The sequence below is a fragment of the Mesorhizobium sp. CNPSo 4671 genome (assembly GCF_057784245.1).
Window position 1 is genome coordinate 33070 of sequence record NZ_JBWLUW010000011.1, and the last position, 24434, is coordinate 57503.

General features: G+C 63.3%; 29 protein-coding genes. 14 read left to right on the top strand and 15 right to left on the bottom strand.

Annotated features, from left to right (window positions below):
- Positions 1–11 precede the first annotated feature (11 nt).
- Entirely contained in the window at positions 12–212 is a 201-nt protein-coding gene (locus AC04SF_RS26680; protein WP_096450258.1) for a hypothetical protein, read from the bottom strand.
- Positions 213–450: 238 nt separating this feature from the next.
- Here AC04SF_RS26680 and grpE point away from each other — a divergent pair, with 238 nt between their 5' ends.
- Both grpE and AC04SF_RS26690 read left to right on the top strand, forming a co-directional pair.
- Positions 451–1083 carry a nucleotide exchange factor GrpE gene (gene grpE, locus AC04SF_RS26685; protein WP_488480221.1) on the top strand — a complete coding sequence of 211 codons (633 nt, stop codon included), beginning with the start codon at positions 451–453 and terminating at the stop codon, positions 1081–1083.
- 159 nt (positions 1084–1242) lie between these two features.
- Entirely contained in the window at positions 1243–1875 is a 633-nt protein-coding gene (locus AC04SF_RS26690) for a trimeric intracellular cation channel family protein (RefSeq protein ID WP_488480222.1), read from the top strand.
- Between the two features lie 91 nt (positions 1876–1966).
- Here AC04SF_RS26690 and olsB read toward each other — a convergent pair whose 3' ends face one another.
- From olsB to AC04SF_RS26720, 6 genes are all read right to left on the bottom strand, one after another.
- A complete protein-coding gene (olsB, locus tag AC04SF_RS26695; RefSeq protein ID WP_056577807.1) occupies positions 1967–2842 on the bottom strand; it encodes a l-ornithine N(alpha)-acyltransferase in 876 nt (291 codons plus the stop codon).
- 286 nt (positions 2843–3128) lie between these two features.
- Positions 3129–5411: an ATP-binding protein gene (locus AC04SF_RS26700; RefSeq protein ID WP_488480223.1), complete on the bottom strand. Its 2283-nt coding sequence runs from the start codon at positions 5409–5411 to the stop codon at positions 3129–3131.
- Positions 5412–5555: 144 nt separating this feature from the next.
- Positions 5556–6545 carry an acrylyl-CoA reductase (NADPH) gene (acuI, locus tag AC04SF_RS26705; protein WP_488480224.1) on the bottom strand — a complete coding sequence of 330 codons (990 nt, stop codon included), beginning with the start codon at positions 6543–6545 and terminating at the stop codon, positions 5556–5558.
- A 59-nt stretch (positions 6546–6604) separates the two neighbouring features.
- Positions 6605–7117, bottom strand: a complete 513-nt coding sequence (lspA, locus tag AC04SF_RS26710; protein ID WP_488480225.1) for a signal peptidase II — start codon at positions 7115–7117, stop codon at positions 6605–6607.
- A 13-nt stretch (positions 7118–7130) separates the two neighbouring features.
- Positions 7131–7988 (bottom strand): TrmH family RNA methyltransferase, encoded by an 858-nt coding sequence (locus tag AC04SF_RS26715; RefSeq protein WP_096450246.1) that lies wholly within the window; start codon positions 7986–7988, stop codon positions 7131–7133.
- A gap of 17 nt (positions 7989–8005) precedes the next feature.
- On the bottom strand, positions 8006–9085 hold the full coding sequence (locus AC04SF_RS26720; protein ID WP_488480226.1) for an RsmD family RNA methyltransferase: 1080 nt from the start codon (positions 9083–9085) through the stop codon (positions 8006–8008).
- 326 nt (positions 9086–9411) lie between these two features.
- Here AC04SF_RS26720 and AC04SF_RS26725 point away from each other — a divergent pair, with 326 nt between their 5' ends.
- The 5 genes from AC04SF_RS26725 (at position 9412) to AC04SF_RS26745 (ending at position 12903) form a co-directional block, all read left to right on the top strand.
- On the top strand, positions 9412–10629 hold the full coding sequence (locus AC04SF_RS26725) for an RNA ligase RtcB family protein (RefSeq protein ID WP_488480227.1): 1218 nt from the start codon (positions 9412–9414) through the stop codon (positions 10627–10629).
- On the top strand, positions 10616–11227 hold the full coding sequence (prfH, locus tag AC04SF_RS26730) for a peptide chain release factor H (RefSeq protein WP_488480228.1): 612 nt from the start codon (positions 10616–10618) through the stop codon (positions 11225–11227). The genes AC04SF_RS26725 and prfH overlap by 14 nt, the downstream gene beginning before the upstream one ends.
- A gap of 81 nt (positions 11228–11308) precedes the next feature.
- On the top strand, positions 11309–11995 hold the full coding sequence (locus AC04SF_RS26735) for a helix-turn-helix transcriptional regulator (RefSeq protein ID WP_488480229.1): 687 nt from the start codon (positions 11309–11311) through the stop codon (positions 11993–11995).
- Positions 11996–12073: 78 nt separating this feature from the next.
- A complete protein-coding gene (locus AC04SF_RS26740) occupies positions 12074–12469 on the top strand; it encodes a VOC family protein (RefSeq protein WP_488480230.1) in 396 nt (131 codons plus the stop codon).
- Positions 12466–12903, top strand: coding sequence for an EVE domain-containing protein (locus AC04SF_RS26745; protein ID WP_488480231.1), 438 nt, complete (start codon positions 12466–12468; stop codon positions 12901–12903). Before AC04SF_RS26740 ends, AC04SF_RS26745 begins: the two co-directional genes overlap by 4 nt.
- On the opposite strand, the gene lhpI is transcribed toward AC04SF_RS26745, so the two are convergent.
- The 4 genes from lhpI to sppA form a co-directional block, all read right to left on the bottom strand.
- The gene (gene lhpI / locus AC04SF_RS26750; RefSeq protein ID WP_488480232.1) at positions 12900–13865 is read right to left on the bottom strand and encodes a bifunctional Delta(1)-pyrroline-2-carboxylate/Delta(1)-piperideine-2-carboxylate reductase; all 966 of its coding nucleotides are present in this window, start codon (positions 13863–13865) and stop codon (positions 12900–12902) included. The genes AC04SF_RS26745 and lhpI overlap by 4 nt on opposite strands.
- A 37-nt stretch (positions 13866–13902) precedes the next feature.
- Positions 13903–14247, bottom strand: coding sequence for a DUF1049 domain-containing protein (locus AC04SF_RS26755; protein WP_488480233.1), 345 nt, complete (start codon positions 14245–14247; stop codon positions 13903–13905).
- Positions 14248–14283: 36 nt separating this feature from the next.
- Positions 14284–14568 carry an integration host factor subunit beta gene (locus AC04SF_RS26760; RefSeq protein ID WP_006200394.1) on the bottom strand — a complete coding sequence of 95 codons (285 nt, stop codon included), beginning with the start codon at positions 14566–14568 and terminating at the stop codon, positions 14284–14286.
- Positions 14569–14648: 80 nt separating this feature from the next.
- Positions 14649–15605, bottom strand: coding sequence for a signal peptide peptidase SppA (gene sppA / locus AC04SF_RS26765; RefSeq protein WP_488480234.1), 957 nt, complete (start codon positions 15603–15605; stop codon positions 14649–14651).
- A 361-nt stretch (positions 15606–15966) separates the two neighbouring features.
- On the opposite strand from sppA, the gene lptC reads away from it, so the two are divergent.
- From lptC to ptsN, 6 genes are all read left to right on the top strand, one after another.
- Positions 15967–16680, top strand: a complete 714-nt coding sequence (gene lptC / locus AC04SF_RS26770; protein ID WP_488480235.1) for an LPS export ABC transporter periplasmic protein LptC — start codon at positions 15967–15969, stop codon at positions 16678–16680.
- Complete coding sequence (locus tag AC04SF_RS26775; RefSeq protein ID WP_096450226.1) at positions 16667–17257, top strand: LptA/OstA family protein; 591 nt, start codon at positions 16667–16669, stop codon at positions 17255–17257. Before lptC ends, AC04SF_RS26775 begins: the two co-directional genes overlap by 14 nt.
- A complete protein-coding gene (lptB, locus tag AC04SF_RS26780) occupies positions 17257–18075 on the top strand; it encodes an LPS export ABC transporter ATP-binding protein (RefSeq protein ID WP_019861197.1) in 819 nt (272 codons plus the stop codon). The genes AC04SF_RS26775 and lptB overlap by 1 nt, the downstream gene beginning before the upstream one ends.
- Positions 18076–18331: 256 nt before the next feature.
- Positions 18332–19858, top strand: a complete 1527-nt coding sequence (gene rpoN, locus AC04SF_RS26785; protein ID WP_488480236.1) for an RNA polymerase factor sigma-54 — start codon at positions 18332–18334, stop codon at positions 19856–19858.
- Positions 19859–20124: 266 nt separating this feature from the next.
- Positions 20125–20709 (top strand): ribosome hibernation-promoting factor, HPF/YfiA family, encoded by a 585-nt coding sequence (gene hpf, locus AC04SF_RS26790; RefSeq protein ID WP_488480237.1) that lies wholly within the window; start codon positions 20125–20127, stop codon positions 20707–20709.
- 59 nt (positions 20710–20768) lie between these two features.
- Positions 20769–21233, top strand: a complete 465-nt coding sequence (ptsN, locus tag AC04SF_RS26795) for a PTS IIA-like nitrogen regulatory protein PtsN (protein ID WP_010911486.1) — start codon at positions 20769–20771, stop codon at positions 21231–21233.
- Positions 21234–21302: 69 nt separating this feature from the next.
- Here the strand turns inward: ptsN and AC04SF_RS26800 are convergent, their stop codons facing one another.
- A complete protein-coding gene (locus AC04SF_RS26800; protein ID WP_096450222.1) occupies positions 21303–21557 on the bottom strand; it encodes a BQ00720 family protein in 255 nt (84 codons plus the stop codon).
- A 76-nt stretch (positions 21558–21633) separates the two neighbouring features.
- Positions 21634–22059 carry an Hsp20 family protein gene (locus tag AC04SF_RS26805; protein WP_096450220.1) on the bottom strand — a complete coding sequence of 142 codons (426 nt, stop codon included), beginning with the start codon at positions 22057–22059 and terminating at the stop codon, positions 21634–21636.
- Positions 22060–22314: 255 nt separating this feature from the next.
- Between AC04SF_RS26805 and AC04SF_RS26810 the strand changes: the two genes are divergently transcribed.
- Positions 22315–23256, top strand: coding sequence for a nucleoside hydrolase (locus tag AC04SF_RS26810; RefSeq protein WP_488480238.1), 942 nt, complete (start codon positions 22315–22317; stop codon positions 23254–23256).
- A gap of 56 nt (positions 23257–23312) precedes the next feature.
- Here AC04SF_RS26810 and AC04SF_RS26815 read toward each other — a convergent pair whose 3' ends face one another.
- Together AC04SF_RS26815 and AC04SF_RS26820 are read right to left on the bottom strand one after the other, a co-directional pair.
- Entirely contained in the window at positions 23313–23588 is a 276-nt protein-coding gene (locus AC04SF_RS26815) for a hypothetical protein (protein WP_488480239.1), read from the bottom strand.
- Positions 23589–23735: 147 nt separating this feature from the next.
- Positions 23736–24350 (bottom strand): LysE family translocator, encoded by a 615-nt coding sequence (locus tag AC04SF_RS26820; RefSeq protein WP_096450214.1) that lies wholly within the window; start codon positions 24348–24350, stop codon positions 23736–23738.
- Positions 24351–24434: the final 84 nt, after the last annotated feature.

The following is a 24434-nucleotide window of genomic DNA, read 5'->3' on the forward strand; positions in this document are numbered from 1 at the left end:
CCCAACGGGAATTATTGCCGCCGCCAGCCTGTATCCTCGTCCTCGACCCGGTCGAGGCGGTCGAGCAATTGCCTGAAGCGGTCGTGAGTATCGGCTTGGATACGGAAAGCCGGCAAGGTACGCAGAAAGCGCGTCATCGCCTCGGCACCGAACTGGCGCCTGACTTCGGCGGCGAGCCTTTCTCCTTTTTCAGCCTTGTCGCGGGTCATCATTATAAAATCCTGTGTCGGCTCGGAAACTCCTCCAGCAAGGGAATGGTTCCCTCATCACGCTTCTGTGGCAAGCCAAGCCGGCAGTCATGGTAAAATTTGAATTAAAATCGAAATATCGCCGTTGATCGCCGCTCAGGTCGGGCCAAGGGCCCAACGGTCGCTTACCCCTTGATTTTTGGCTGCCAAACCTCGATATCGGGCACAAAATCCATACCATTCGAGATGACGGGAAACGGCGATGAGCGACCAGGCAAAAGATGAACGCGCGCCCAATGAAGCCGAGGCGGCCGAGGCCAATGCCGAGCGCACGGAAGGCAGCATTGACGGCGACTATGAAGCGCTTGTGCGGCTGCTGAAGGAAAATGAAGAGCTGAAGGACCGCGCGCTGCGCGTCGCGGCCGAGATGGAGAACCTGCGCCGCCGCACCGCGCGCGACGTGCACGACGCGCGCACCTACGCGGTCGCGAATTTCGCCCGCGACATGCTGTCAGTGTCGGACAATCTGCGCCGCGCGCTGGACGCCATACCCGCCGAGGCCAAGGCGTCGGGCGACGCCGGCTTCAAGGCGCTGATCGAAGGCGTCGACCTGACCGAGCGCGCCATGCTTTCGGCGCTGGAACGGCACGGGGTCAAGAAGCTTACTCCCGAAGGCGAGAAGTTCGATCCCAATTTCCACCAGGCGATGTTCGAAGTGCCCAATCCCGATGTCCCGGCCAACACCGTGGTTCAGGTCGTGCAGCCGGGCTATTCGATCGGCGAGCGGGTGCTGCGTCCGGCCATGGTCGGCGTCGCCAAGGGCGGCCCGAAAATTGCCGCCGAGGCGCCGGTCGAGCCGGGGCCGGTGAATGACGAGGCGGAGAGGGATGCGTAGTTAGGGATTGGGCAGTAAGGCAGTAGGCAGTAGGCAGTAGGCAGTAGGCAGTAGGCAGTAGGCAGTAGGCAGTAGGAGAATAGGGGTCGTCCCAACTCTCTGGCTTCGTGTTAAACATACTGCCTTACTGCCCTATTCCCCTACTGCCCTTGGCCTCCCATGCACCCCATCGCCCTTCTCGACTATGCCGGCGTCGCCGTTTTTGCGGCGACCGGGGCGTTGGCGGCGTCGCGCAAACAACTCGACATTATCGGGTTCCTGTTCCTGGCCAGCGTCACCGGCATTGGCGGCGGCACGTTTCGTGATCTCATCCTCAATGTGCCGGTCTTCTGGGTGGGAAACCGCGACTATGTGCTGATTTGCGCCGTGGTGGCGGTCCTGGTCTTCTTCACCGCGCACCGCGTCGAATCCCGCTACAAGCTGCTCTTGTGGCTCGATGCCATCGGGCTCGCCGCCTTTTCGGTGATGGGCGCGGCAAAGGGCTTGGCCATCACCGGTTCGCCGGTGGTTTCGATCATCACCGGCATGCTGACCGCGACTTTCGGCGGCATATTGCGCGATCTGCTGGCCGGCGAGCCATCGGTGCTGCTGAGGCCGGAGATCTACGTCACGGCTGCCCTGGCGGGCGCCGCCATCTTCACACTGGGCGACGTCGCCGGATTGCCGCAGATCGTCTCGGGGTTGGCCGGCTTCGGCGTGGCGCTCGCCGTGCGCGGCGGCGCGCTCCGTTTCGGCTGGTCGTTTCCGTCGTACAGGAGCCGGCCGGGACGAAGGCCGGAAGATATTCCGTGAGAGAGGGAGCGAATGGCAAATAGGGAGTAGCGAATAGGGATGACAGTCCGCAGGATTGCGGCGTAATTCGCTATTCGCTATTCGCTATTCGCTATGCTGCGAAGCGCTGGGCTTCCCCGCCATAATAATTGACGTAGCGGGCGCCGATTTCCTTGACCGGCATCACGACGAACACATCGACCGTCGAGAATTCGCGGTCGATAACGCAGCCGTCGCCGATGCGGGCGCCGACCCTCAGATAGCCCTTGACCAGAGGCGGCATTGCCGCGATCGCCGCTTTGGCATTGACTGCCTCGATCGGCATCAGATCCATGGAGCAGTACCGATCGGAAACCGCGCGCACGTCCCAGGCGGAGTTGGTGCGGCAGTGATGGGCGAGATAGGTGAGCGCCTCCGCGTGAGCGGCCGGCACGGTGCCATGGAAGGACGCGCAGCCGGTCATCACGCCGATTTCGTAGTGATTGATGTAGGCCCAGATGCCTTGCCACAGCGCCTCGATGGTGCGCTTCGAGCGGTATTGCGGCAAAACGCAGGAGCGGCCGAGTTCGAGAAAGCGCTGGCCGGGATGACGGGCGATGAGCTTGGTCAGCTCGAACTCGCCTTCGGAATAGAAGCCGCCGGCGGTGGCCGCGATTTCTTGCCGCAGCAGGCGATAGGTACCGACGATACGGCGATGTTCGGGGCCGGAAAGCGTCGTATCCAGGACCAGAAGATGGTCGCAGAGCGGATCGAAGCGGTCGGCGTCGCGACGGTCCTGCGCCTGGAACAGGTCCTTGCGGGCGCCAAGCTCGTCGTAAAATACCCGGTAACGCACTTCCTGCGCGGCCGCGATCTCGGCCTCGTTGCGTGCGAGCCGCACTTCGAGATTGCCGATACGGCCGAGTGCTGCGCCTTTTATGACGGAATCGACATTACGCCCGGCAAGCAAGGCGCTGCTGGCGTTCGGCCGAGTGTCACATTCCGGCATAACTGTATGCACGAGTGATTCTCCTTCGAGCCATCCCTCTTGGCACGGGGATACGGTGTAGGTGCAACAGGATTGTGACAGTACCGTGATACGGCGTTGCGGGCAATACTTCGTCGGCTGGCGAAAACGGTCAACCGGCTACGTTCGGTGAGGAGAGCCGAGGCATGTCTCGTCTGCACGAACCCATTTGGAGCGCTCAAGGTCCCTGTTTCCACGCATGTCACCCTTGCAAAATGGCGGTCACTTTTGGGTGACATGCATCAGCGCGCGGTTGGAAAAAGGCGGATCAAGCGGCGACCTGGCCCTCGACGGCATTGACCAGTGCATCGGGGTCGAGCGGCTTGGTGACGAAGCCGCTGGCGCCATGGGCGAGCACCGCATGACGGGTCTTTTCCTGGCTGTCGGCCGACAGCACCATGATCGGCACGGGCGGCGCCGATGTTTCCTCTTCATGGCGGCGGATCGCGGCAATGGCGTCCAGACCGTCCATGACCGGCATATGCAGGTCCATCAGTACCACGTCGAAGCGGTGCTTGTGCCCGGCACTGGTGACGGCCTCGACGGCGGCCTTGCCATTGCCGACAACCTTGACGCGGTGCCCCGCCTTCAACAGCGTGGCGCGGGCCAGCATGGCATTGATGTCGTTGTCCTCGGCGATCAGCACGGACAGGCCCTGCTGGCGGCCACTTGAGGCGCGAAGCGCCGGGGTGCGGCCCTTTTCCGGCTGCGGCTGGGTAAGGGCCGGTGCATGGCTGGTCAAAAGGACACGCAAAAGTGTTCCACCGCGCACCGGTCGGGCCAGGAAGGTCGCGTAGCCGCTGGCGCGGAACTCGCCAAGCATGCCGCGGTCGGTCGGCGCGATCAGCGTGATGGCTTCGCAGTCGGAAAAGCCGCTTTGGCGCAACCGCTTGAGCACTCTCCCGTCGCTCTCCTCGATGGCCGCGTCGACCAGAAGAACGTCGCAGCCCTCTGCCAAGGGTACGGCCTGCGCCACGGTGGTGGCGATACCGGCGGTGCCGCCATTGGCGCGGATGGTGCGGGCGATGGCGTCGGCCTCGATGGCGTTCCTGGACAGGATCACCGCGCGCCTGCCGGCGAGCACGTTCTGCTGGCCCTGCGGCGCCCCAGTGGCCTCCGTGGCCGGGATTTCGAAGACGAATTCCGATCCCTGGCCAAGCCGGCTGGAGACCGAAATCGTGCCGCCCATGGCAGCCACCAGGCGCTTGGAGATGGCAAGTCCCAGCCCCGCCCCGCCATGTGTGCGCGTGGAGGTGCCGTCGGCCTGCTCGAACTCCTCGAAGATGCGCTCCATGTCCTCCTCGCGCAGGCCCGGGCCGGTGTCGGTGATGGTGAAGCAGATGCGGTCGCTGGTCTCGGTGCGGGCGCGCGCGACGCTGACCAGCACGCCGCCGCTGTCGGTGAACTTGATGGCGTTGCCGATCAGGTTGAGCAACACCTGCCTGACGCGGCCCGGATCGGCGGTGATCAATTGCGGTACATCCGGTTCGACGTGGCAACCGAGGCCGATACCTTTGGCGAAGGCGCGCGCGGCGAGCAATTCGATGATGTTGTCGGCGATTTCGCGCACCGACATTGGCTGCGGTTCCGGATCGAAGCGACCGGCCTCGATCTTGGAATAGTCGAGCAGGTCCTCGATCAGGGCGAGCAAGGCGCTGGCCGAGGTCGAGATGGCGCCGACATAGGTCTGCTGTTCCGGCGACAGGCTGGTGTCGGCCAAGAGCCTGGCCATGCCCATGATGCCGTTCATCGGCGTGCGGATTTCATGGCTGACCGTGGCGAGAAAGCGCGATTTGGCCTGGCTTGCGTATTCGGCCCGCTCGCGCGCGGTGATCAGCGAGGATTCGGCGCGCTTGCGGGCGGTGATGTCGCGGGCGATGGCGCGATGCGAAACCGCTCCGCTCTCCTTGTCGCGCACCGAAAGTTCGATCCACGAGAACCAGCGCGGGCCGCTCGGCGTGCGGATGGCAACATCGGTGGAACTCAGGCACTCATGGTCGGAAAAGGCGGCATCGGGCACGATGCCGACTTCGACACCGAGTTCGGCCAGGGTCTTGCCGGCAAGATCGCGCTGATCGGTTTCGACCAGATCGGCGAACACCTTGTTGGCATAGACGATGTAGCCGTCGCGGTCGCGATGGATGACGAGATCGCCAAGCGCGTCGATGAGACCGCGAAAGCGCTCCTCGCTTTCCTGCATTTCCCACATGCGGTCGGCCAACGTCTCGATCTCGGCGCGGCTGCGGGCGGTTGTCTCGTCCAGCAGCACCACGGTCCGGTGGACGCTGCGCCTGGCATGCAGATGCAGGCCAAGGCCGGCGAGGCCGGTTGCCAGCAAGGCGAGGCTGATGAAGATCGGCGCCCCGGTCAGATGCGCGAGGCCTGCCAGGATCATGATGGCAACGAAGGTGAGCAGCGGCAGGCTTTCCTGCCTGGCCAATTGCTGCTCGGGCACCAGCGGCGGCGCAGCGATAAACCGCCGCGCCGGCGCCGGAACCGCATCGACATCGTCGCCTTTGTTTGCCTGCTGGCTGTCGGATTCCGCGATCATGCCAAACCCTTGCCAGACAGAGATTATGGAAAATTGCGGCGGATCGTTCGAATTTTAGCGGATAGGGCGTTTTTGCCCCGGTAGCGGCGGATTTGCCACCGGACCTGGCAATTCCGTCCGCTGCCTGCGACCGGCCAGACGGGTCTACATGTCGACGACGACGCGTCCGCGGATCTTGCCGTCGACGATGTCGCCAGCGGCATCGATGATGCCGTCGAAGCCGATGGTCCTGGACAGGCTGGCGAGCTTCTCCAGGTCGAGATCGGAGCCGATGCGCCGCCAGGCCTCCAGGCGCACGGCCTTCGGCGCCATCACCGAATCGATGCCGAGCAGCGAGACGCCGCGCAGGATGAAGGGGGCGACGCTCGACGGCAGATCCATGCCGCCGGCCAGGCCGCAGGCCGCGACCGCGCCGCCATAGGAGGTCATCGACAGCACATTGGCCAGCGTGTGGCTGCCGACCGAATCGATGCCGCCGGCCCAGCGTTCCTTGGCCAGCGGCTTGGCGGGTTGGCTGAGTTCGTCGCGCGAGATCACCTCGGCGGCGCCGAGGTTGATCAGATAGGGGCTTTCGGCATTGCGCCCGGTCGACGCCACGACATGGTAACCGAGGCTGGACAGGATGGAGACCGCGACCGAACCGACGCCGCCAGCAGCACCCGTCACCACAACCGGGCCCCGGTCGGGCAGGATGCCGTGCCGCTCCAACGCCATGACGCAGAGCATGGCGGTGTAGCCGGCTGTGCCGACCGCCATCGCGTCATGCGCACTGATGCCTTGCGGCAGCGGCACCAGCCAGTCGCCCTTGACGCGGGCACGCCCGGCATAGGCGCCGAAATGCGTCTCGCCGACGCCCCAGCCATTGAGGATGACCTTGTCCCCCTTACGCCAGTCGGGATTGGAGGACGAGATGACTGTGCCGGCAAAGTCGATGCCGGGCACCAGCGGCCAGCGGCGGACCACCGGCGCCTTGCCGGTAATGGCCAATCCATCCTTGTAGTTCACCGTCGTCGCCTCGACAGCGACCGTGACGTCGCCCTCCATCAGGTCGGCTTCGGTGAGGTCGGTCACGGCGACCGATTGTTTCTTGTCGGCGTCGCGCGAGACGAGGATGGCTTTGAAGGTTTCGGGCATCTTTTTCTCCGCGAGCTTTGCTTGGCGTCCTGGAACTGTGCGGCGATGGCCGCGCGGGGTCAATCTTTGGAAGGTTTGGCGTTCGAAGACTCGGCGTTCGAAGACTTGGGCTCGCGCCGCCAGCCGATGAGTTCGTCGAAGACGACCAGCGCCGCGCCCACGGAAATGAAGGCGTCGGCGAGGTTGAAGACGGCAAAGGACCAGACCGGCGTGTGGAACAGGATGTAGTCGATGACATGCCCGTAGACGGCGCGGTCGATCAGATTGCCCAGCGCGCCGCCGATGATCAGGGCAAAGCCGGTGCGGGCGATGACATGGCCTGATGGCGTGCGGGTGGCGAGGTAGAGCACGAAAGCAACGACCAGCACGGCTATGACCACCAGGCCGGTGTCGCCGAAGGAGGAGAACATCGAGAAGGCGATGCCGGTGTTGTAGGTGCGAAACAGCGCCAGGAAGGGCACCAGATCGAGCTTTTCCTGGAAGGGCAGGCCGGTCTCGACCAGATGCTTTATCCATTGATCGAGCGCGATAGCCGCGACGACGAGCAGCGCGTAGGGGGACCATGATCTCACGGGCGGGCAACCTTCATTGCGGGTCGGCGATTGGTTCGAGCTTCAGCGCGCCGCGGCGGATCTCGAACAGCATGATGCCGGTGGCGACGGCGAGATTGAGTGAATCGGCGCGGCCTGCTTGCGGAATCCGGAGCAGCCTGTCGCAACTCGCCGCCAGGGTTTCGGGCAGGCCCTGCTGCTCATTGCCCATCATCAGCAGCACCGGTCCGCGGGAAAAATCGACCGAGCGGTAGTCGACCGCACCTTTCAGATGCGTGCCGGCAACCAGGCCTGAAAAGCCGCCGCGCCAGGCAAGGAAAGCTTCGGTCGTTGCCTTGGCCACCGGCACTGCGAAAATCGAACCCATTGTGGCGCGCACCGTCTCGACGGAAAACGGATCGGTGGTGTCGCCGACCAGGATGACGCCCTTGGCACCGACGGCATCGACGGTGCGGATGACGGTGCCGAGATTGCCGGGGTCGCGCACCCGGTCGAGCGCCACCCAGACATCGCCATTGTCGGCGCGGATATCCCTGAGGGCCAGGAATTTTTGCGAGAAGACGCCGACCACCATTTGCGGATTGTCGCGGCGGGTGATGGCGACAAGTACTTTCTCCGAGACTTCGAGCACCGTGCCGCCGGCGGCAACCGTGCGCGCCGCGACCTTTTCCACCGCGGCATTGCCACGTCCGGCCTTGGCGAACACAAGCGTTCTGATCTGCCAGCCCAAGTCGAGCGCATCGATGACCAGCTTCAGACCCTCGGCCATGAAGGCGTTTTGCTGGTCGCGGAATTTCTTCAAGGCGAGCGCCTTGATGTCCTTGATCAGCGGATTGGCGAGGCTGGTGACTTCCTTCACCTGGCCGGGTGCGCCGACATGCCGTTCGTTCATTTAGGACTCCCGGGCATTCAGGCCACCCAGCGCGAAAACAATGAGGTCGAAAGCGCCCTGCCGGCGGACTTTTCACGGATGATCAACTCGCCCGATTCAACCCTGCCGCCCATGCCGGCAAAGGTGTCGCGCATTAAGGCATGGATGGCGAAGAAGGAGGCGCGGATCGAATAGGCGGTGAGCACCACGGCAAGCGGTTTCGGCGTCAGGATCGCGCGGCAAAGGTCGGTCAGATCAGGCAGATCCTCGAACAATTGCCAGACCTCGCCCTTGGGGCCGCGGCCATAGGCCGGCGGGTCGAACAGGATGATGTCGTAGCGGCTGCCGCGGCGTTCCTCGCGCTCGGCGAATTTCACGGCATCGTCGACGATCCAACGGATCGGCTTGCTGCCCAGCCCTGCCATCTCCTGGTTTTCACGCGCCCAGCCGATCGCCTTCTTCGAGGCATCGACATGGGTGACCTCGGCGCCGGCGCGGGCAGCCACCAGCGAGGCGAGGCCGGTATAGCCGAACAGGTTGAGCACCTTGACCGGCCGCTTCGCCGCCGCGATCAGGCCGGCCATATGATCCCAGTGCGAGGCCTGCTCGGGAAAGACACCGACATGGCGAAACGAGGTGAAACGACCGAGATAATCGATGCCGTCATGCTTCATCGGCCAGGTCTCACCGAGCGGCGTCTTCGGGAAACGCCAGCGGCCGATGCCTTCCTCGTCGGTGTCGCCGGTGAAGATGGCGTCGGCACGCTCCCAGTCCTTTGCCGGCAAGGCTTTCTGCCAGATCGCCTGACCCTCGGGCCGCACGATACGATAGGGGCCGTATTGTTCGAGTTTCTGGCCAGCGCCACTGTCGAGCAGCGCGTAATCAGCGTTGGGTGCTACTTCGAGGATTACCGGAAGCTGTTCAGCGGGAAGGGCGCCGTCGCGGCGGGCAAGGATGCGCGGCGCGGATTTCGCTGCGGGCTGGCTATCCGGTTTCACGTCACGCGGTTCGCGCGGCCTGGTGTCCGGCCGGCCACGCGGCTCGTGCGGACGCACCTCTCCGGTTCCGCCTTTCGCGGGCGGGCGGCTGTCGCGGCGTTTGTCGCGAAAAGACTTCAAGCAGGAGCATCTCCGAGCGGCGTGCCGCTTTTGGCATGAGGACAGCGGCGGTGCAACAAGCGATGGCTCGCAGCTCGATTGGCGCAACTGGAAGCCTTCGCCTTCGAAGTGGTGCGGCGGTGTTGCGGCATCGCGCTTGTTTTTTCGCGCGCTTGGTTTATGAGGGCCGCATTGTTGTTTCTGGAATGGGAGCGAAAGATGACGAGCATCTTCACCGCGCACCCCTCGAGGGTTCCGGCGTAAGCCAGCATTTTGCTGCCTGCCGCCGGTCGAACGGATGCCTGACGGCGTCCGGTTTGTGACCTTTATCCAGAAGTGTTCTTGTCATGGGCAATTTTATCGGGGGCCTCGGCCCCTCTTCGTCGTGCGCTGCGCCTGCTGCGCACATCCAGCATTGTTTTTCGCCGCAGACATGGATCGAGGGCGCGGCGCTCCAGCAGCTTCGCAATGTCGCGGCGTTGCCCGGCGTCACCTCGGTTGCGGCCTTTCCAGACCTGCATCCGGGCAAATATGGCCCGACCGGCATTGCCGTGTTGTCGCAGCGTCTGCATCCGCAGCTGATCGGCAACGACATTGGCTGCGGCATGTCGTTGTTCGAGCTCGATCTGCCATTGCGCAAGCTCAGGATCGACAAGGCCGTCGAATGCCTGCGCCGGATCGAAGCGGAAGACATCGATCCGCATGCGGCGCTCGCTGCCTCGGATTTGCCGACGGATCTTTATCCGGATGCACTGGGCACGATCGGCGGCGGCAACCATTTCTGCGAGCTGCAGGCGGTCGACCAGACCGATGTGGCCGGCGAAAGCCTGTTCGATCGCCAGAAGCTCTATCTGCTGGTGCATTCCGGCTCGCGCGGACTTGGTGCCTTTGTCTTCGGGCAGATGCTCGACCTCCAGTCCGCGGTCACGGCCGGGCTCGATCCGGAGTCCGCGGAGGGCAGGAGCTGGTGTCGCCAGCATGACCTTTGCGTCACCTGGGCGTCGCTCAACCGCCGGCTGGTCGCCGAGCGCGCGGCAAGCGCCTTGCGCAGCGAAGTCCGGCAGGTGGCAGATGTGCCGCATAACCTTGTGCGCGACCGGGCCGATGGTTTCGTCCATCACAAGGGCTCGGCCGCGGTGCGGGCGGGCGATGTCGCACCGATCGCCGGTTCGCGCGCCAGCCTGAGCTATGTCGTGCGGGCGCTCGATGGGACGGGTCCATCGCTGGGCGGCATTTCGCACGGCGCCGGCCGCAAATACGACCGTGCCACCATGCATGGCCGTGCCGGGCGCAACAGGTCGGAGCGAGACGCCTTGCTGAGAAATGCATGGGGTGGGCAATTGATCTGCGACGACCGCAACCTCGTCATCGAGGAAGCGGCGTCCGCCTACAAGGATGCCGGACAGGTGGTGCAAGACCTTGCCGATGCCGGCCTGGTCGTGACGCTTGCGGCGATGAAACCGCTGGTGACCTACAAGAAGGCGATGGAAGGCCCGCCCGACCGGACACGCAAGAAGCCGTCGCGCGACCGTATGGCAAGGAGGGCGAACCATGGCCGCGATTGACATGCTCGTCACCTCGGGCAACGGACCGGTGGAATGCCGCATCGCCTTGATGGCTCTGGTCGGTATCCTCGAGAAGGAAGCCGTTCGGCTTGGCTGCACTTTCGAGGCTTCGTTTGGTCACAGACCGGACCGGCACGGCGCCAAATCCGCCGTGCTCAGCCTCGAGGGGCGCAACGCCGAAGCGCTCGCGCAGGACTATTGCGGCACCATCAAGTTCGTCTTCAAGAGCCCGGTGCGCGCAGGCCACAAGCGACAGAACTGGTTCGTCGGTGTGCAGGTGGTGGATCTGTCGGATGCCGTCGCCGTTTCGATCGCACCGTCCGATGTCCGTTTCGAAACCTTGCGGGCCGGTGGCCCTGGCGGACAGCATCAGAACACCACCGACAGCGCCGTGCGGGCCATCCACCTGCCGACCGGCATTGTGGTGACGGCACGCAACGAGCGCTCGCAGCACCGCAACAAGGCGATCGCGCTGCGGCGGCTGGAAGCGATGCTGCGTGTCCTTGCCGAGCGTGAGGTCGAAATGTCGAAGACGCAGATGTTCGTGGCCAACAAAGCCTTGGAACGCGGCAACGAGGTCAAGGTATTCCACCTCTGACGGCGCGGCGGCGTGAAGCTCAGACGCCGGCGCGCTTCGGAGCGAGATATATTATCGTGAAGACTGCAAACCACGAGAATCATGTCCCGCTCCGAACGCCTGCTTGACCTCATCCAATGCCTGCGCCGGCATCGCCGGCCGGTGAGCGGACATGTGTTGGCCGATGAGCTTGGGATTTCGATCCGCACACTCTACCGCGACATCGCCACGCTGCAGGGGCAAGGCGCGCCGATCGAGGGCGAGGCAGGTCTGGGCTATGTGCTGAAGCCCGGCTTCATGCTGCCGCCGCTGATGTTCAGCGACGAGGAGATCGAGGCCATCGTGCTGGGATCGCGTTGGGTCGCCAAGCAGCCGGACCAGCGGCTTTCAGCCGCTGCCGGTAATGCGCTGGCCAAGATCGCGGCCGTGCTGCCGGACGATCTGCGCGAGGATCTCGATGCTTCGACGCTGCTGGTTGGGCCTCCGATGGCGCCCGTTGAAGGCATAGACCTCGGCATCGTGCGGCAGGCCATCCGCAACGAACGTAAGCTCGGTTTTCTCTACCGCGATGCCGGAGGTGCTTCTTCGCAGCGTGTGGTCTGGCCGTTCGCGCTCGGTTTCTTCGACAAGGTGCGGGTGGTGGTGGCGTGGTGCGAGATGCGACAGGATTTCCGGCATTTTCGCGCCGATCGCATATCCGGCCTCAACGCCATAGATGCGCGCTATCCGCGTCGGCGCCAGGTGTTGCTCAAGGAATGGCGGGCGACGCTCGACAAGCCGCGTGGGTGATGGCGGCTACTGCCAGAATCTGACAGTAGCCTACTCTAAGTTCAGTACATCGAAACGCTGAACTTTGGAGAGCCGATCATGACCACGCCGAATTTCGTTATCCTCTATGTCGACCAGCCGCTGGAGAGCGGCGCCTTCTACAGCGCGCTGCTGGGGCGCGAGCCGGTCGAAAGCGCGCCGACCTTCGTGCTGTTCGTGCTCGACAACGGCTTCAAGCTTGGCCTGTGGTCGCGGCATACGGTGGAGCCGGCCGCGAGCGCGGCCGGTGGCGGCGGCGAGATCGTCTTTGCGCTGAAGGCGCCCGAGGCGGTCGACGCCACCCATGCCGACTGGGCAGGGCGTGGCTTGAAGATCCTACAGACGCCGACCGACCTGGATTTCGGCCGCACCTTCGTTGCGCTCGATCCAGACAATCACAGGCTGCGTGTCTACTGCCTGTCGGACGGGCAACAGGCCAATGGGGAACAGAAATGAACGCGTATTGGATCGCCGTGGCGTCGGCGCAACATGTCCGGCGCGGCCGAAAGGACGGCTTCATGCAGGTCAACCACGGCAAGGCGGCACCGCTGCGCCGCATCAAGCCCGGTGATGGCATCGCCTATTATTCGCCGACCACAATTTTGGGCGAAAAGGACGGCCTGCAGGCTTTCACGGCAATCGGCACGGTGCGGGAAGGCGAGCCCTATCAAGGCGAGATGGGCGGCGGCTTCACGCCGTTCCGCCGAGACGTCGAGTGGATGGCGGCAGCAGAAGCTCCGATCAAGCCGCTGCTCGACCGGCTGGACTTCACCGCCGGCAAGTCGAACTGGGGCTATCAGCTTCGCTTTGGCCTGTTTCCGGTCAGCGCGGCCGATTTCGCCCTGATCGCCGAGGCGATGGGCGCCAAAATGGCTGTAACCGAGAGCTAGGCCTTCAGCGCGTTATAAACGGCAATGCCGGCGGCAAGGTCCTCGAGTGCTGCGCCGACCGACTTGAACAGCGTGATCTCATCGGCGCTCGCGCGGCCCTTCTTCTGGCCGCGCGCCAGTTCATGCAGGTCGGCGAGGATGGCTTCCGGCTTCAGCAGGCCCGACGCAAGCGGGATGACGATGTCGCCGGCCTCTTTGGTGGCGCCGGCGCGGGTGTCGACATAGACGCGGGCGCGCCGGATCGCATCGTCGTCGCTTTCGCGCATGGTCGGCGTGAAACCACCAACCATGTCGACATGGGCGCCTGGCTTCAGCAGAGCGCCCTTGATCAGCGGCTTGGTGGCGATCGTTGCCGAGGAGATGATGTCGGCCTCGCCAAGTTCGGCATCGAGATCACTTGCAGCACTTGCGGCGAAGCCATCGGCGCGCAGATCGGTCGCGACCTTCTCGGCATTGGCCAACGTCCGGTTCCAGATGCGCATGGTCTTGATCGGCCGTACGGCCGAATGCGCCTTGGCGAGAAAGGGTGACAGCGCGCCGGCGCCGATCACCAGCAGCCTGGAGGCGTCCTCGCGTGCCAGATAGGAAGCCGCCAGCGCCGAGGCGCAGGCCGTGCGCCACTGGGTCAGGCGCTGGCCGTCGATCAGGGCTTCCGGTTCGCCGGTGGCACCATTAAGCAGGAGATAGAGCCCCATCACCGCCGGCTTGCCGATGGCGTTGTTGTCGGGCGAGACGGTGACGATCTTGACGCCGATATGACCACCGGCCGAGGTGCCGGCGGCGTTGAAATCGGTCCAGGCTGGCATCAGCAGCAAAGTCGAAGCCGCGCCATCCGGCCGTTCGACCGGGTGATGGTGCCGGACGGGCTGCACCGCGCCTTCGCGGAACGCCGTGCGCAATGTCTCGACCAAGCCGGAAAAGGTCAGCGCGCGATCGACCTCGGCAGCCGAAATGGTCAGCATGAAAGGCTCCGTGGAACGAAAGGCACCGGCCGGCTCATCAATTGGTCGGCTTTGGCAATGCCGGTCCTTGGGCTGCCCCTTGCGTGGTCGACGGCGCGCGGCTGACCGCCTGGCGCAGGTTTTCCGCCTCGACGCCGCGCTGGCGCGCCAGCTTGCGGTAGCGGCCCTGCTTGACCCAGGTCGCCAGGCTGCCGACGATCATGCCGATGGCAAGCGCCAGGAACAGGAAAATGAACAGCGGCAAGGTGAGCGTCAGCTTCGGATTGCCGGGGTTGAACGGGTCCAGCGTGAAGGCGACGAGTTCGCGGTTGGCGACGGCCAAGGCAATCAGGATGATCGCCAGGGGCACGAAGACCACGATGAGCATGAAACGATTGAGCATTGTGTTTTCCGTCGGAAGCCGGCGCTGAAGCCGCGCCTACTTGCCGCCGTTCAGCCTTTCGCGCAGTTCCTTGCCGGTCTTGAAGAACGGCACCCATTTCTCCTCGACCTCGACGGATTCGCCGGTGCGCGGGTTGCGGCCGGTGCGGGCGGGGCGATTTTTCACCGAAAAAGCACCGAAGCCGCGCAACTCGACGCGGTTGCCTTCGGCAAGGGCGTCGGTGATCTCGTCGAAGATCGCGCCGACAATGTTTTCGACGTCGCGCAGGAAAAGATGCGGATTGCGCGTAGCAATAATCTGCACAAGTTCGGACTTGATCATCTGACGGGTCCCCGTGAAAGCAGTTCGGTCAAAATTATGAGGATGATTTTATTGGCTTTTTCAGCTGTCCCAAACCGCGCTCAAGGGTGCCAGACGGAAACGAGGCCGTCAAGAAACAAGCGGTCGGCGCCAAGTTCGTGGATGACATCGCTGCTGGAGTCCGGCAGGCCGAGTGCACTGCCGGCCATTTTCACCATCGCTTTTGACCACAGGAAGCTGCCGCGCCGGTCCGTATCCTTCCATTCGACCACCTTGAGCTTGGCGTCGACCCCCTTGGTCGCCAGCCAGTCGACCGCCTCGGTCTCGCCGCCGACGGCGTCGATCAGCCCGTTGGCGACACCCTGGCGGCCGGTGAAGATCGACCCGTCGGCGAGCGCCAGCGCCTGTTCGTGGGTCATCTTGCGGCGTTCGGCGACGATGCCGACAAACCAGTCGTAGCTGTCGAGGATAAGCTTGCGGACCATGGCGCGCTCGTCGTCATTGGTCGGTTTGAAGGGAGACGGCGAGGCCTTGAGCGGCGAGGATTTCACCTCCTCCAGCTTGACGCCGAGCTTGTCCATCAGGCCGCTGACGTCAGGATACTGGATCAGCACGCCGATCGAGCCGACGATCGAGGTCTTGCGGGCGACGATGTGGTCGGCGGCACTTGCGATCATATAGCCCGCCGATGCGGCGAGCGTGCCGACCTCGGCCACGACCGGCTTGTCGGCGGCCACCTTGCGCACCTCCTCGTAGATCGATTCACCGCCGACGGTGGTGCCGCCGGGTGAATCGATCGCAAGGATCACGCCTTTCACCTTGGACGACTTGCGGATGTCCTCCAGCCGCTTGATGAGTTCCTCGTCCTCGGTGATCGTGCCTTCGATCCTGACCTTGGCGATATGGTCGACAGCCGAGCCGCCGAGATCGTCGCGATAGAACCAGGCCGACAGCGCAATCACCCCGAGTGCCACGATGCCGATGGCCGCAACACGCCAGAATGTCAGCTTGCGCCGCAAACGGCGGCGGTCGATCAGGTCGTCGGCTCTCAATGCCATGGTCAGCCTCACAGTCGGCGGGAAGAGACGCTTTTAGACCATGATGTCCTCATCGGGAAGCAGTTCCGTCTTCCCCATGGCGCGGCAATCCGCCCGCCGCGATCCTGGCGCTGTCAGTTTTGTGACTGGCCTGCGCAAGGGACGCAAGGTAAGGGGGGAGCAACGGCGGCGATGAAAAAACGGCGCAAGGGCGTTCATTTCTGCTATGAAGTGGCGGCTGTTGTGCCGACCTCGTTTTCGTTTGTACAACAACAGTTGTCACATTTTTGCGGTTTTCGTGGGCTTGTGCTTGCTTGAGGGCGCCGGCCCCCCACCTATAGGCGGTGCTCCCTGGCGGGCAGGGGTTTAGAAGAAAGCAGTCATGTTAGCGCGATCGAATGAACCGACCAACCCCGAAATGGAGTTGGCTCCCCCGGTGGATGGCTGGACGCGGGGCGACGCATTCGACCGCGCCCAACGCCATTCGCGCCGCGTGCGGGTGCTCAAATTCGCCGTGCCCTTGGCCGCGGCGCTGATCGCCGTCGCCTTCCCGGTCTATTCCTATCTCGCCGCACCGGTCTCCGTCGCGGTGCAGGCGGAAGGCACCGCCTTTTCCAATGGCAAGCTGGTGATGGCCAATCCCAAGCTCAACGGTTTCACCAAGCAGAAGCAGCCCTATTCGATGACGGCCCTGCGGGCGATACAGGATGTCAACACGCAAGGCATCATCGAGCTCGAAGGCATAGACGCTAAGGTGCCGGTCGGTCCGGACAATGTCGCCGCGATCAAAGCCTCGCGCGGGACCTACGATCGTGACGGCAATACGATGAAAATGACCAGCGACGTCACGATCACCACGACCGACGGCATGCGAGCCAAGTTCAAATCGGTCTTCCTCGACATGGGCAAAGGCACTATGAAGACGGATGATCCCGTCGACGTCAGCAGTGGCGGGTCACAGATCACAGCGAATTCCCTGTCGGTCCAGGACAATGGCAAGGTCCTGGTGTTCGAGAACAGGGTGCGCGTCAACATCGATCCCGCCAGTGCGAAGGCGGCTGAGGCAAAGGGCGAAGAAGCGAATGTGGCTCAATAGTTCGACACGGCTTGCAGCCGCAACTTCGGCGTTGCTCCTGCTGGGCCTTGTGCCGTCGCTGGCGCAGTCCAGCGCCACCAGTCAGGTATCAGGCCTCAAACTGTCCGGCGACAAGCCGATCCAGATCGAAAGCGACAAGCTGGAAGTCCGGCAGGCCGAAAATGTCGCCATCTTCACCGGCAATGTCACTGTCGTCCAGGGGCCGACGCTGATGAAGGCCGGCAAGATGATGGTCTATTATATCAAGGATCCCAATGCCGCGGCCAAGGGCACGGAAGCCGCGGGCGCGGCGATGACCGGCTCGGCCAACATCGACCATCTGGAGATATCCGACAAGATCTACATCAAGTCGGATCAGCAGGTCGCGACCGGCGATCAAGGCAGCTTCGACATGAAGAGCCAGGTGCTGGTGCTTTCGGGCAAAAAGGTCGTTCTGTCGCAGAACGACAACGTCCTGGTCGGCTGCAAGCTTACCGTCCAGATGAAAAGCGGGCTGGCGCAGGTTGATCCATGCTCTGGGCAGCGTGTCCAGATGTCGATCACGCCGCCGCCGAAATCGGGAGCGACGAACCCCTGATGGCCAGCCTGTCATCGCTGACGGCGCGTCTTCCGGGACGAGCCGCGGCTAAGGTTTCGGCTCCGGCCACGATCACCGTCGACAAGGCGAAGTTCAAGGGAACCTTGATCGCCAAGGGCCTGACCAAGAGCTACAAGGGCCGCAAGGTGGTCAGTGGCGTCACGCTCGGCGTGCGTGCCGGCGAGGCCGTCGGTCTGCTCGGCCCCAACGGCGCCGGCAAGACGACCTGTTTCTACATGGTCACCGGCCTGGTGCCGGTGGATGAAGGCACGATCGAGATCGACGGCTTCGACGTCACCTCGATGCCGATGTATCGTCGCGCGCGTCTCGGCATCGGCTATCTGCCGCAGGAGGCGTCGATCTTCCGCGGCCTCAATGTCGAGCAGAATATCCGCGCCGTGCTCGAAGTGGTCGAAAAGGACCGCAAGGTGCGCGAGCGCAATCTCGACGAACTGCTCGAGGAATTCCACATCAGCCATCTGCGCAAGGCGCCATCCATGTCGCTCTCCGGCGGCGAGCGGCGGCGCCTGGAAATCGCGCGCGCGCTGGCGACGCGCCCGGCCTACATGCTGCTCGACGAGCCCTTTGCCGGCATTGATCCGATCGCTGTCGCCGACATCCAGCAACTGGTGCGCCACCTGACGGCACGCGGCATCGGTGTCCTCATCACCGACCACAATGTGCGCGAGACGCTCGGCCTGATCGACCGTGCCTACATCATCCATGCCGGTCAGGTGCTGACCCATGGCCGCGCCGACGAGGTGGTGGCAAACCCGGATGTGCGGCGGCTTTACCTCGGCGAGGGTTTTACGCTCTGACCCGTTTTTCGCGCACAATTGCGGCCCGCAGCACACTTGGCCTGGAATTGCCCTGGGCGTGAAATTTGTTTCCTGACACGATTTTTTGCGTGTGACGGCCTGATTTTCGGCGATTTTGCCCCGAGATAACGCTCCGGTAAGCGGCTTTTGCTAGGCTTTGCCTTGACAAGCAAAAGCCGGGCCAGTTTCTATGGTCGGCCGCGAAATTCATTTCCGGTAAGTCCGGACGCGCAGAGGAGGCGTTTGAAACCGAACCATGGCGTTGGCGGCGAAACTACAGCTTCGACAGTCGCAGTCGCTGGTGATGACGCCGCAGCTGATGCAGTCGATTCGGCTGCTGCAGTTCACCCATGTCGAACTCGAGCACTTCATCGACGAGGAAATCGAGCGCAACCCGCTTCTGGAACGCGCCGAGCCGCAGGATGACGCCGCGAGCGACCAGGCGCAGAAGATCGATGCGGAGCCGCAAGCGGCCGTCGAGGGCGACTGGTTCGAGAACGAGGCGGGATGGAGCGCCGAGGCGATCTCGGAAAAACTCGATACGTCGCTGGAAAACCTGTTTCCCGATGATCCCGGCACCAGCGAGCGGCTCGGGCCCGACCTGACGGCGCAATGGAAATCGGCTTCCGGCAATGGCGGCGGCTCCTCGTCCGAGGGGCTCGACGCCGGCGACATGGCGGCGGGCGCCATCACCTTGCGCGACCATGTCGGCGAGCAGGTCGCACTCGCCTTCGCCGATCCCGCGGCGCGGCTGATTGCCGGAGAACTCGCCGATGGCCTGGACGAGACAGGCTATGTCAGGGCCGATCTCGCCGAGATTGCCGCGCGCCTGGGCGCCGATGCCGAGAGCGTGGCCAAGGTGCTGGCGGTGTGCCAGACTTTCGAGCCCGCCGGCCTGTTCGCCCGCGATCTTGCCGAATGCCTGTCGCTGCAGCTTGCCGTGCGCGACCGCCTCGACCCGGCGATGAAGGCCCTGGTTGCCAATCTGGAGCTCCTGGCGCGGCGCGATTTCCAGACGCTGAAGCGGATTTGCGGCGTCGACGAGGAGGATTTGCTCGACATGCTGGCCGAGATCCGGGCGCTCGACCCGCGCCCGGGCATGGCATTTTCGGGCGGCGCCAGCGACGCTATCGTCGCCGATGTCGAGGTGCGCGCGGCCAATGACGGCAGTTGGACCGTCGAACTCAATGCCGAAACGCTGCCGCGCGTGCTGGTCGACCACATCTATTTCGCCCAGGTCTCGCCGCACGCGAAGAACCAGGCGGAAAAGGATTTCCTGGCTGAATGCCTGCAAAACGCCAACTGGCTGACGCGCAGCCTCGACCAGCGGGCAAAGACGATCCTCAAAGTGGCCTCGGAAATCGTGCGCCAGCAGGATGCGTTCCTGGTTCATGGCGTGCGCCAGCTGAAGCCGCTCAATTTGCGCACGGTGGCCGACGCCATCGGCATGCACGAATCGACCGTCAGCCGCGTCACCGCCAACAAATACATGCTGACCCCGCGCGGCGTGTTCGAACTGCGCTATTTCTTCACCGCCTCGATCGCCGCATCGGGTGGCGGCGACGCGCATTCCTCGGAAGCGGTGCGTGACCGCATCAAGCAGCTGATCGACGAGGAGAAGCCCGTCGATGTACTTTCGGACGACGCGATCGTCGACATGCTCAAGGAAAGCGGCGTCGATATCGCCCGGCGTACGGTCGCCAAGTACCGGGAAGGCATGAATATTCCGTCTTCCGTGCAGCGCCGGCGCGAGAAGCGGGCGCTCGCCAGCGCCGGGCGCTAAGGCGCTTACGATTTTCCATAGCTTTCGAGCTTCATTGACAAGCCGCGGGGAAGTGGCTAGAAGCCCGCCCGCATGAGACGGGCCCGATGCCCGCTAGCGGATGGTCCGTCACGACAATGGCCTCGGGACGGTCAAAAGGCGGCTTGTGATCAACCGGAAAGTTCGGATTTAAATCGGCGCGAGTGACGCCGCAAAGCTTGTGCGCACGGATCACGAGTATAAACTCGGGCCAGTTTGAAGCCTGAGCAAGGAAGGTCAGTTTTCAGATGAATCTGCGCATATCGGGAAAACACATGGATATCGGCGATGCGTTCCGCACACGCATCAACGATCGTGTCGGCGAAGCGATCGGCAAATATTTCGATCGCGGTTTTGCGGGACACGTAACCGTCATCAAATCGGGTTCGCGCTATTCGGCGGATTGCATGATCCGGCTGGATTCCGGCGCCTCGCTGCAGGCCACGGGCGATGCCCAGGATCCGACGCTCGCCTTCGAGGCCGCGGCCGATCGGCTGGAGACCCGGCTTCGGCGCTACAAGCGCCGTCTCAAATCGCACAATTCGGGCAATGGCAACGGCGATTTGACCGACATCGCCTATACGGTAATGGCGCCGCTCGCTGATGACGACGAGGAGATGCCGGAGGATTTCGCGCCGGCCATCGTTGCCGAATCAACCATGACGCTGAAGACCATGTCGGTGGCCTCGGCGGTCATCGAGCTCGATACCAAGGACAGTCCGGTGTTCGTTTTCCGCAACGCCGGAACCGATCATCTCAATATCGTCTATCGCCGGCCCGACGGAAACATCGGCTGGATCGACCCGTCCACGACCAAGGTCGCACAGGGATAAAAGCCAGCCGCACGAGGGGTGGGGACTGGTGACGGCAGGCGAACAAGGGATTTTCAAGCATGGATCTGAGCGATCTTATCAGCGTTCCGGCGATTTTGCCGGCGTTGAAGGCGAACTCCAAGAAGCAGCTTCTGCAATTGCTGTCCGAACGGGCAGCGGCGATTTCGGGCATTCCGGAGAGGGAAGTGTTCGACACCATCCTGCAGCGTGAGCGGCTGGGTTCGACCGGCGTCGGCAACGGCATCGCCATTCCGCATGGCAAGCTCGCCGGCGTGAAGCGCATCGCCGGTGTCTTCGCCCGGCTGGAAACGCCGGTCGATTTCGAGTCGCTGGATGACCAGCCTGTCGATCTGGTGTTTCTGCTGCTGGCGCCGGAAGGGGCTGGCGCCGATCACCTCAAGGCGCTGTCACGCATCGCGCGGGTGCTGCGCGACGCCGACACGGTGGCCAAGATCAGGGGGACGCGCGACGCCACGGCGATCCACGCGCTGTTGTCGGACACGCAGGCCTCGCACGCCGCCTGAAGCCAATTTTGGATGAATTCGCCAAGGGCCGCCGCGAGCGGCCCTTTTTCGTTTCAGCAACCGGTCGCTTTAGTGAATCGCGACGGTGGTCAGGTCGTTTTCCATGGCGCCGGCCAGTGCACGGTCACGCGCGTCGGAAAGCAGGATCGGCTGGCCGTTTGCGGCAAACAGGGCCCACAGCTCCATGCCGGGCGCGATTTCGCCAATGTTGGGGAAGCGGCCGAGCAGGTCGTCGCTCGAGACCTTGCGCAGATAAGCGACCGAGCCTTCGCCCAGATGAGCGAATTCGCCGTTGGTCATGGTGACAGTTTCAGTTCTTGTCATTTCAAGCCTCCTTGGCGCGAGGACGCCGCCCTTTCCTGGGCAATAGGCCATCCCGCATGAGAGCCATCGGTAAAGATCAGTCTTTCACCGATATGTTTATTTTCCGTACCAGCCGTTCCGACTCCGGCCGATCGAGGTCGATCGACAAAAGGCCGTTCTTGAGCTCCGCCGCGATAACCCGCATGCCGTCGGCCAGCACGAAACAGCGCTGGAACTGGCGCGCGGCGATGCCGCGATGAAGGAATTCGCGCTCGGTGTCGTCGGTCTGACGGCCGCGCACGACCAGCTGGTTTTCCTCCGTTGTCACATCGAGATCGCTTTCGGCGAAACCGGCGACGGCGAGCGTGATGCGCAGCCTTTCGGCTTTGCCGTCAGTCCCGCTGAGGCGCTCGATGTTGTACGGAGGATAGCTGTCACCGGATTTCGCCAAGCGCTCCAAGGTCTTTTCCATGGCGTCGAAACCAAGGAGAAGCGGGCTGGAGAAAGGCGTCATTCGGCTCATGTTACACTGTCCTCTCAAGAGCGACATAAACTGGAAAAACCCAGATGGCATTTTTCCCGATGCTCTTGATATGGTCCGCCCCGCGACCAAGTTCAAGCCACCAGAAGACCCGCCCAAAAGACCAGGCCTTGGACTCACAGGAATAATCGACATGGCGCTTGAAACGACGCGCGGATGCAAGGAGAAGCGCCAAGGTCGTCCTGCAGGCGTGCTCTCGATCCGGTGAGCTCACGGCCAGCCAAACAAGGAATTGAAATGCCCCAACCACGCAAGATCATCATCGACACCGATCCCGGCCAGGACGATGCCGTCGCCATTCTGTTGGCACTCGGCAGCAACGAACTGGAGATCGTCGGCATCACCGCCGTTGCCGGCAACGTGCCGCTGAAGCTCACCGAAAAGAATGCCCGCAAGATCTGCGAACTCGCCGGCCGGCCGGAGATCAAGGTCTATGCCGGTGCGATCCGTCCGCTTGCGCGCACACTGGTCACCGCCGAGGAAGTGCATGGCAAGACCGGCCTCAATGGACCGCAGCTGCCGGAACCGACGATGAAATTGCAGGAGCAGTATGCCGTCGACTTCATCGTCGAGACGCTGATGAAGGAGGAGAGCGGCACCATCACGCTCTGCCCGCTCGGGCCGCTGACCAACATCGCGCTGGCGCTGATCCGCGAACCGCGCATCGCCCCGCGCATCAAGGAAATCGTGCTGATGGGCGGCGGTTTCTTCGAAGGCGGTAACGTTACGCCCGCGGCCGAATTCAACATCTATGTCGATCCGCAGGCGGCCGATCTGGTGTTCAAGTCCGGCATCCCGATCGTGATGATGCCGCTCGACGTCACCCACAAGGCGCTGACGACGACCAAGCGCACACAGGCCTTCCGCAAGCTCGGCACCAAGGTCGGTATCGCGACCGCCGAGATGCTGGAATTCTTCGAACGTTACGATGAGGGCAAGTACGGCACCGACGGCGGGCCGCTGCACGACCCCTGCGTCATCGCCTATCTGCTGAAGCCGGAGCTGTTCAAGGGCCGCAACTGCAATGTCAGCGTGGAGACCGCCTCGGAACTGACCATGGGCATGACCGTGATCGACTGGTGGGGCGTGACCAAGCGTCCGAAGAACGCCATGGTGATGCGCGACATCGACCACGACGGCTTCTTCGCACTGCTGTTGGAGAGGCTGGGGCGGCTGTAACACTTCCACCCTCGATGCAAATGGTTAGCCCAGAGCATAGAGCTTTTGGGTATGTCTCACTCGGGAAACCGGTAGAAGACGGCGCCATTGTCGCGCGTGACGCGTTCGATGCTCGCATCTGACCCAATCAGATGCGAGCGGTCGTCGTCGATGAGCACGTACGAGCCATCATTGAGAGCAAGCACATAGCGGATGTACTTACCGTCTCTCCATTGGGCACTTTTAATCGTTGCATCGATGGCACCAACTGACCGGATCGGGCTTGCGTCGTTGGCCCATTGGTTTGCCGCCAACATGAGCATAATAGCAAACGCACCGACGAAAAGGATCACGCTAGGCGCGTTCCTCTTCAAACCATCCCAAGTCCAAAAGACAGAATCCCCCGATGCAGATTCATGTGGTGGTGGGCGAGCACGGTTTCAATCGGTTGCCATTCCAGGGCGCTGCAACTCTTTGCGGCGCCGGCCTAGCGGCCGCCTTTACTTCGATCTTGAAAACGCCAGCCACAGGCCGCCGCCGACCAGGAAGCTGCCGCTGATCCTGGACATGAGCTTGATGCGGCTGGCCGACAGCAGGCGTCCGGCGCGGCTGGCGGCGAGCGCATAGCTCGAATCCGACAGGGCGGCGAAGATCATGGCGGTCAGGCCCATGACGACGATCTGCAGCGTGTAATTGCCCTGCGGCGCGATGAACTGCGGAAAGAAGGCGCCGAAGAACACCAGCGTCTTGGGATTGCTCAGCGCCACCAGCAGGCCCTGCAGGAAGAAGCCGCCGCGCGGCTTCCTCGCGGTGCCGTCGGCATTCAGCGTGCCCTTGGAGCGGAACATCTGCACGCCCATCCAGATCAGATAGGCGGCACCGATCAGCCGCACCCATTCGAACCAATGGCCCATGCCCGCGATCAGCGTGTTGAGGCCGATGCCGACGATCGCGATCATGATGGCAAGCCCTGCCTGTGTGCCGGCGACATTGGCGAGGCCGGCGCGGGCGCCATGGCGGATGCTGTTGGCGATGATCAGCGTGACCGTCGGGCCGGGCACCAGGATGATGACGATGCAGGCAAGGACATAAGCGGCGTAGAGTTCGAGCGACATGATTTTTCCCTTGGAATGCTGTCGATCCAGCAGGCGACAATCAATGCATGGCGACAGGCTCCGCGCAAGCCATGCGCGAAGCGC

Excerpts from the sequence above, each read along its gene's own strand:
- AC04SF_RS26745 (WP_488480231.1), top strand. The coding sequence starts at position 12,466 with ATGAACGCGTATTGGATCGCCGTGGCGTCGGCGCAACATGTCCGGCGC.
- lptB (WP_019861197.1), top strand. The coding sequence starts at position 17,257 with ATGGCCAGCCTGTCATCGCTGACGGCGCGTCTTCCGGGACGAGCCGCG.
- AC04SF_RS26820 (WP_096450214.1), bottom strand. The coding sequence starts at position 24,350 with ATGTCGCTCGAACTCTACGCCGCTTATGTCCTTGCCTGCATCGTCATC.
- AC04SF_RS26760 (WP_006200394.1), bottom strand. The coding sequence starts at position 14,568 with ATGATCAAGTCCGAACTTGTGCAGATTATTGCTACGCGCAATCCGCAT.
- ptsN (WP_010911486.1), top strand. The coding sequence starts at position 20,769 with ATGGATCTGAGCGATCTTATCAGCGTTCCGGCGATTTTGCCGGCGTTG.
- AC04SF_RS26810 (WP_488480238.1), top strand. The coding sequence starts at position 22,315 with ATGCCCCAACCACGCAAGATCATCATCGACACCGATCCCGGCCAGGAC.
- AC04SF_RS26800 (WP_096450222.1), bottom strand. The coding sequence starts at position 21,557 with ATGACAAGAACTGAAACTGTCACCATGACCAACGGCGAATTCGCTCAT.
- AC04SF_RS26775 (WP_096450226.1), top strand. The coding sequence starts at position 16,667 with ATGTGGCTCAATAGTTCGACACGGCTTGCAGCCGCAACTTCGGCGTTG.
- AC04SF_RS26700 (WP_488480223.1), bottom strand. The coding sequence starts at position 5,411 with ATGATCGCGGAATCCGACAGCCAGCAGGCAAACAAAGGCGACGATGTC.
- AC04SF_RS26805 (WP_096450220.1), bottom strand. The coding sequence starts at position 22,059 with ATGAGCCGAATGACGCCTTTCTCCAGCCCGCTTCTCCTTGGTTTCGAC.
- sppA (WP_488480234.1), bottom strand. The coding sequence starts at position 15,605 with ATGGCATTGAGAGCCGACGACCTGATCGACCGCCGCCGTTTGCGGCGC.
- acuI (WP_488480224.1), bottom strand. The coding sequence starts at position 6,545 with ATGCCCGAAACCTTCAAAGCCATCCTCGTCTCGCGCGACGCCGACAAG.
- lhpI (WP_488480232.1), bottom strand. The coding sequence starts at position 13,865 with ATGCTGACCATTTCGGCTGCCGAGGTCGATCGCGCGCTGACCTTTTCC.
- AC04SF_RS26755 (WP_488480233.1), bottom strand. The coding sequence starts at position 14,247 with ATGCTCAATCGTTTCATGCTCATCGTGGTCTTCGTGCCCCTGGCGATC.
- lptC (WP_488480235.1), top strand. The coding sequence starts at position 15,967 with ATGTTAGCGCGATCGAATGAACCGACCAACCCCGAAATGGAGTTGGCT.
- AC04SF_RS26680 (WP_096450258.1), bottom strand. The coding sequence starts at position 212 with ATGATGACCCGCGACAAGGCTGAAAAAGGAGAAAGGCTCGCCGCCGAA.
- prfH (WP_488480228.1), top strand. The coding sequence starts at position 10,616 with ATGGCCGCGATTGACATGCTCGTCACCTCGGGCAACGGACCGGTGGAA.
- AC04SF_RS26735 (WP_488480229.1), top strand. The coding sequence starts at position 11,309 with ATGTCCCGCTCCGAACGCCTGCTTGACCTCATCCAATGCCTGCGCCGG.
- olsB (WP_056577807.1), bottom strand. The coding sequence starts at position 2,842 with ATGCCGGAATGTGACACTCGGCCGAACGCCAGCAGCGCCTTGCTTGCC.
- AC04SF_RS26715 (WP_096450246.1), bottom strand. The coding sequence starts at position 7,988 with ATGAACGAACGGCATGTCGGCGCACCCGGCCAGGTGAAGGAAGTCACC.
- AC04SF_RS26740 (WP_488480230.1), top strand. The coding sequence starts at position 12,074 with ATGACCACGCCGAATTTCGTTATCCTCTATGTCGACCAGCCGCTGGAG.
- AC04SF_RS26690 (WP_488480222.1), top strand. The coding sequence starts at position 1,243 with ATGCACCCCATCGCCCTTCTCGACTATGCCGGCGTCGCCGTTTTTGCG.
- rpoN (WP_488480236.1), top strand. The coding sequence starts at position 18,332 with ATGGCGTTGGCGGCGAAACTACAGCTTCGACAGTCGCAGTCGCTGGTG.
- hpf (WP_488480237.1), top strand. The coding sequence starts at position 20,125 with ATGAATCTGCGCATATCGGGAAAACACATGGATATCGGCGATGCGTTC.
- AC04SF_RS26725 (WP_488480227.1), top strand. The coding sequence starts at position 9,412 with ATGGGCAATTTTATCGGGGGCCTCGGCCCCTCTTCGTCGTGCGCTGCG.
- grpE (WP_488480221.1), top strand. The coding sequence starts at position 451 with ATGAGCGACCAGGCAAAAGATGAACGCGCGCCCAATGAAGCCGAGGCG.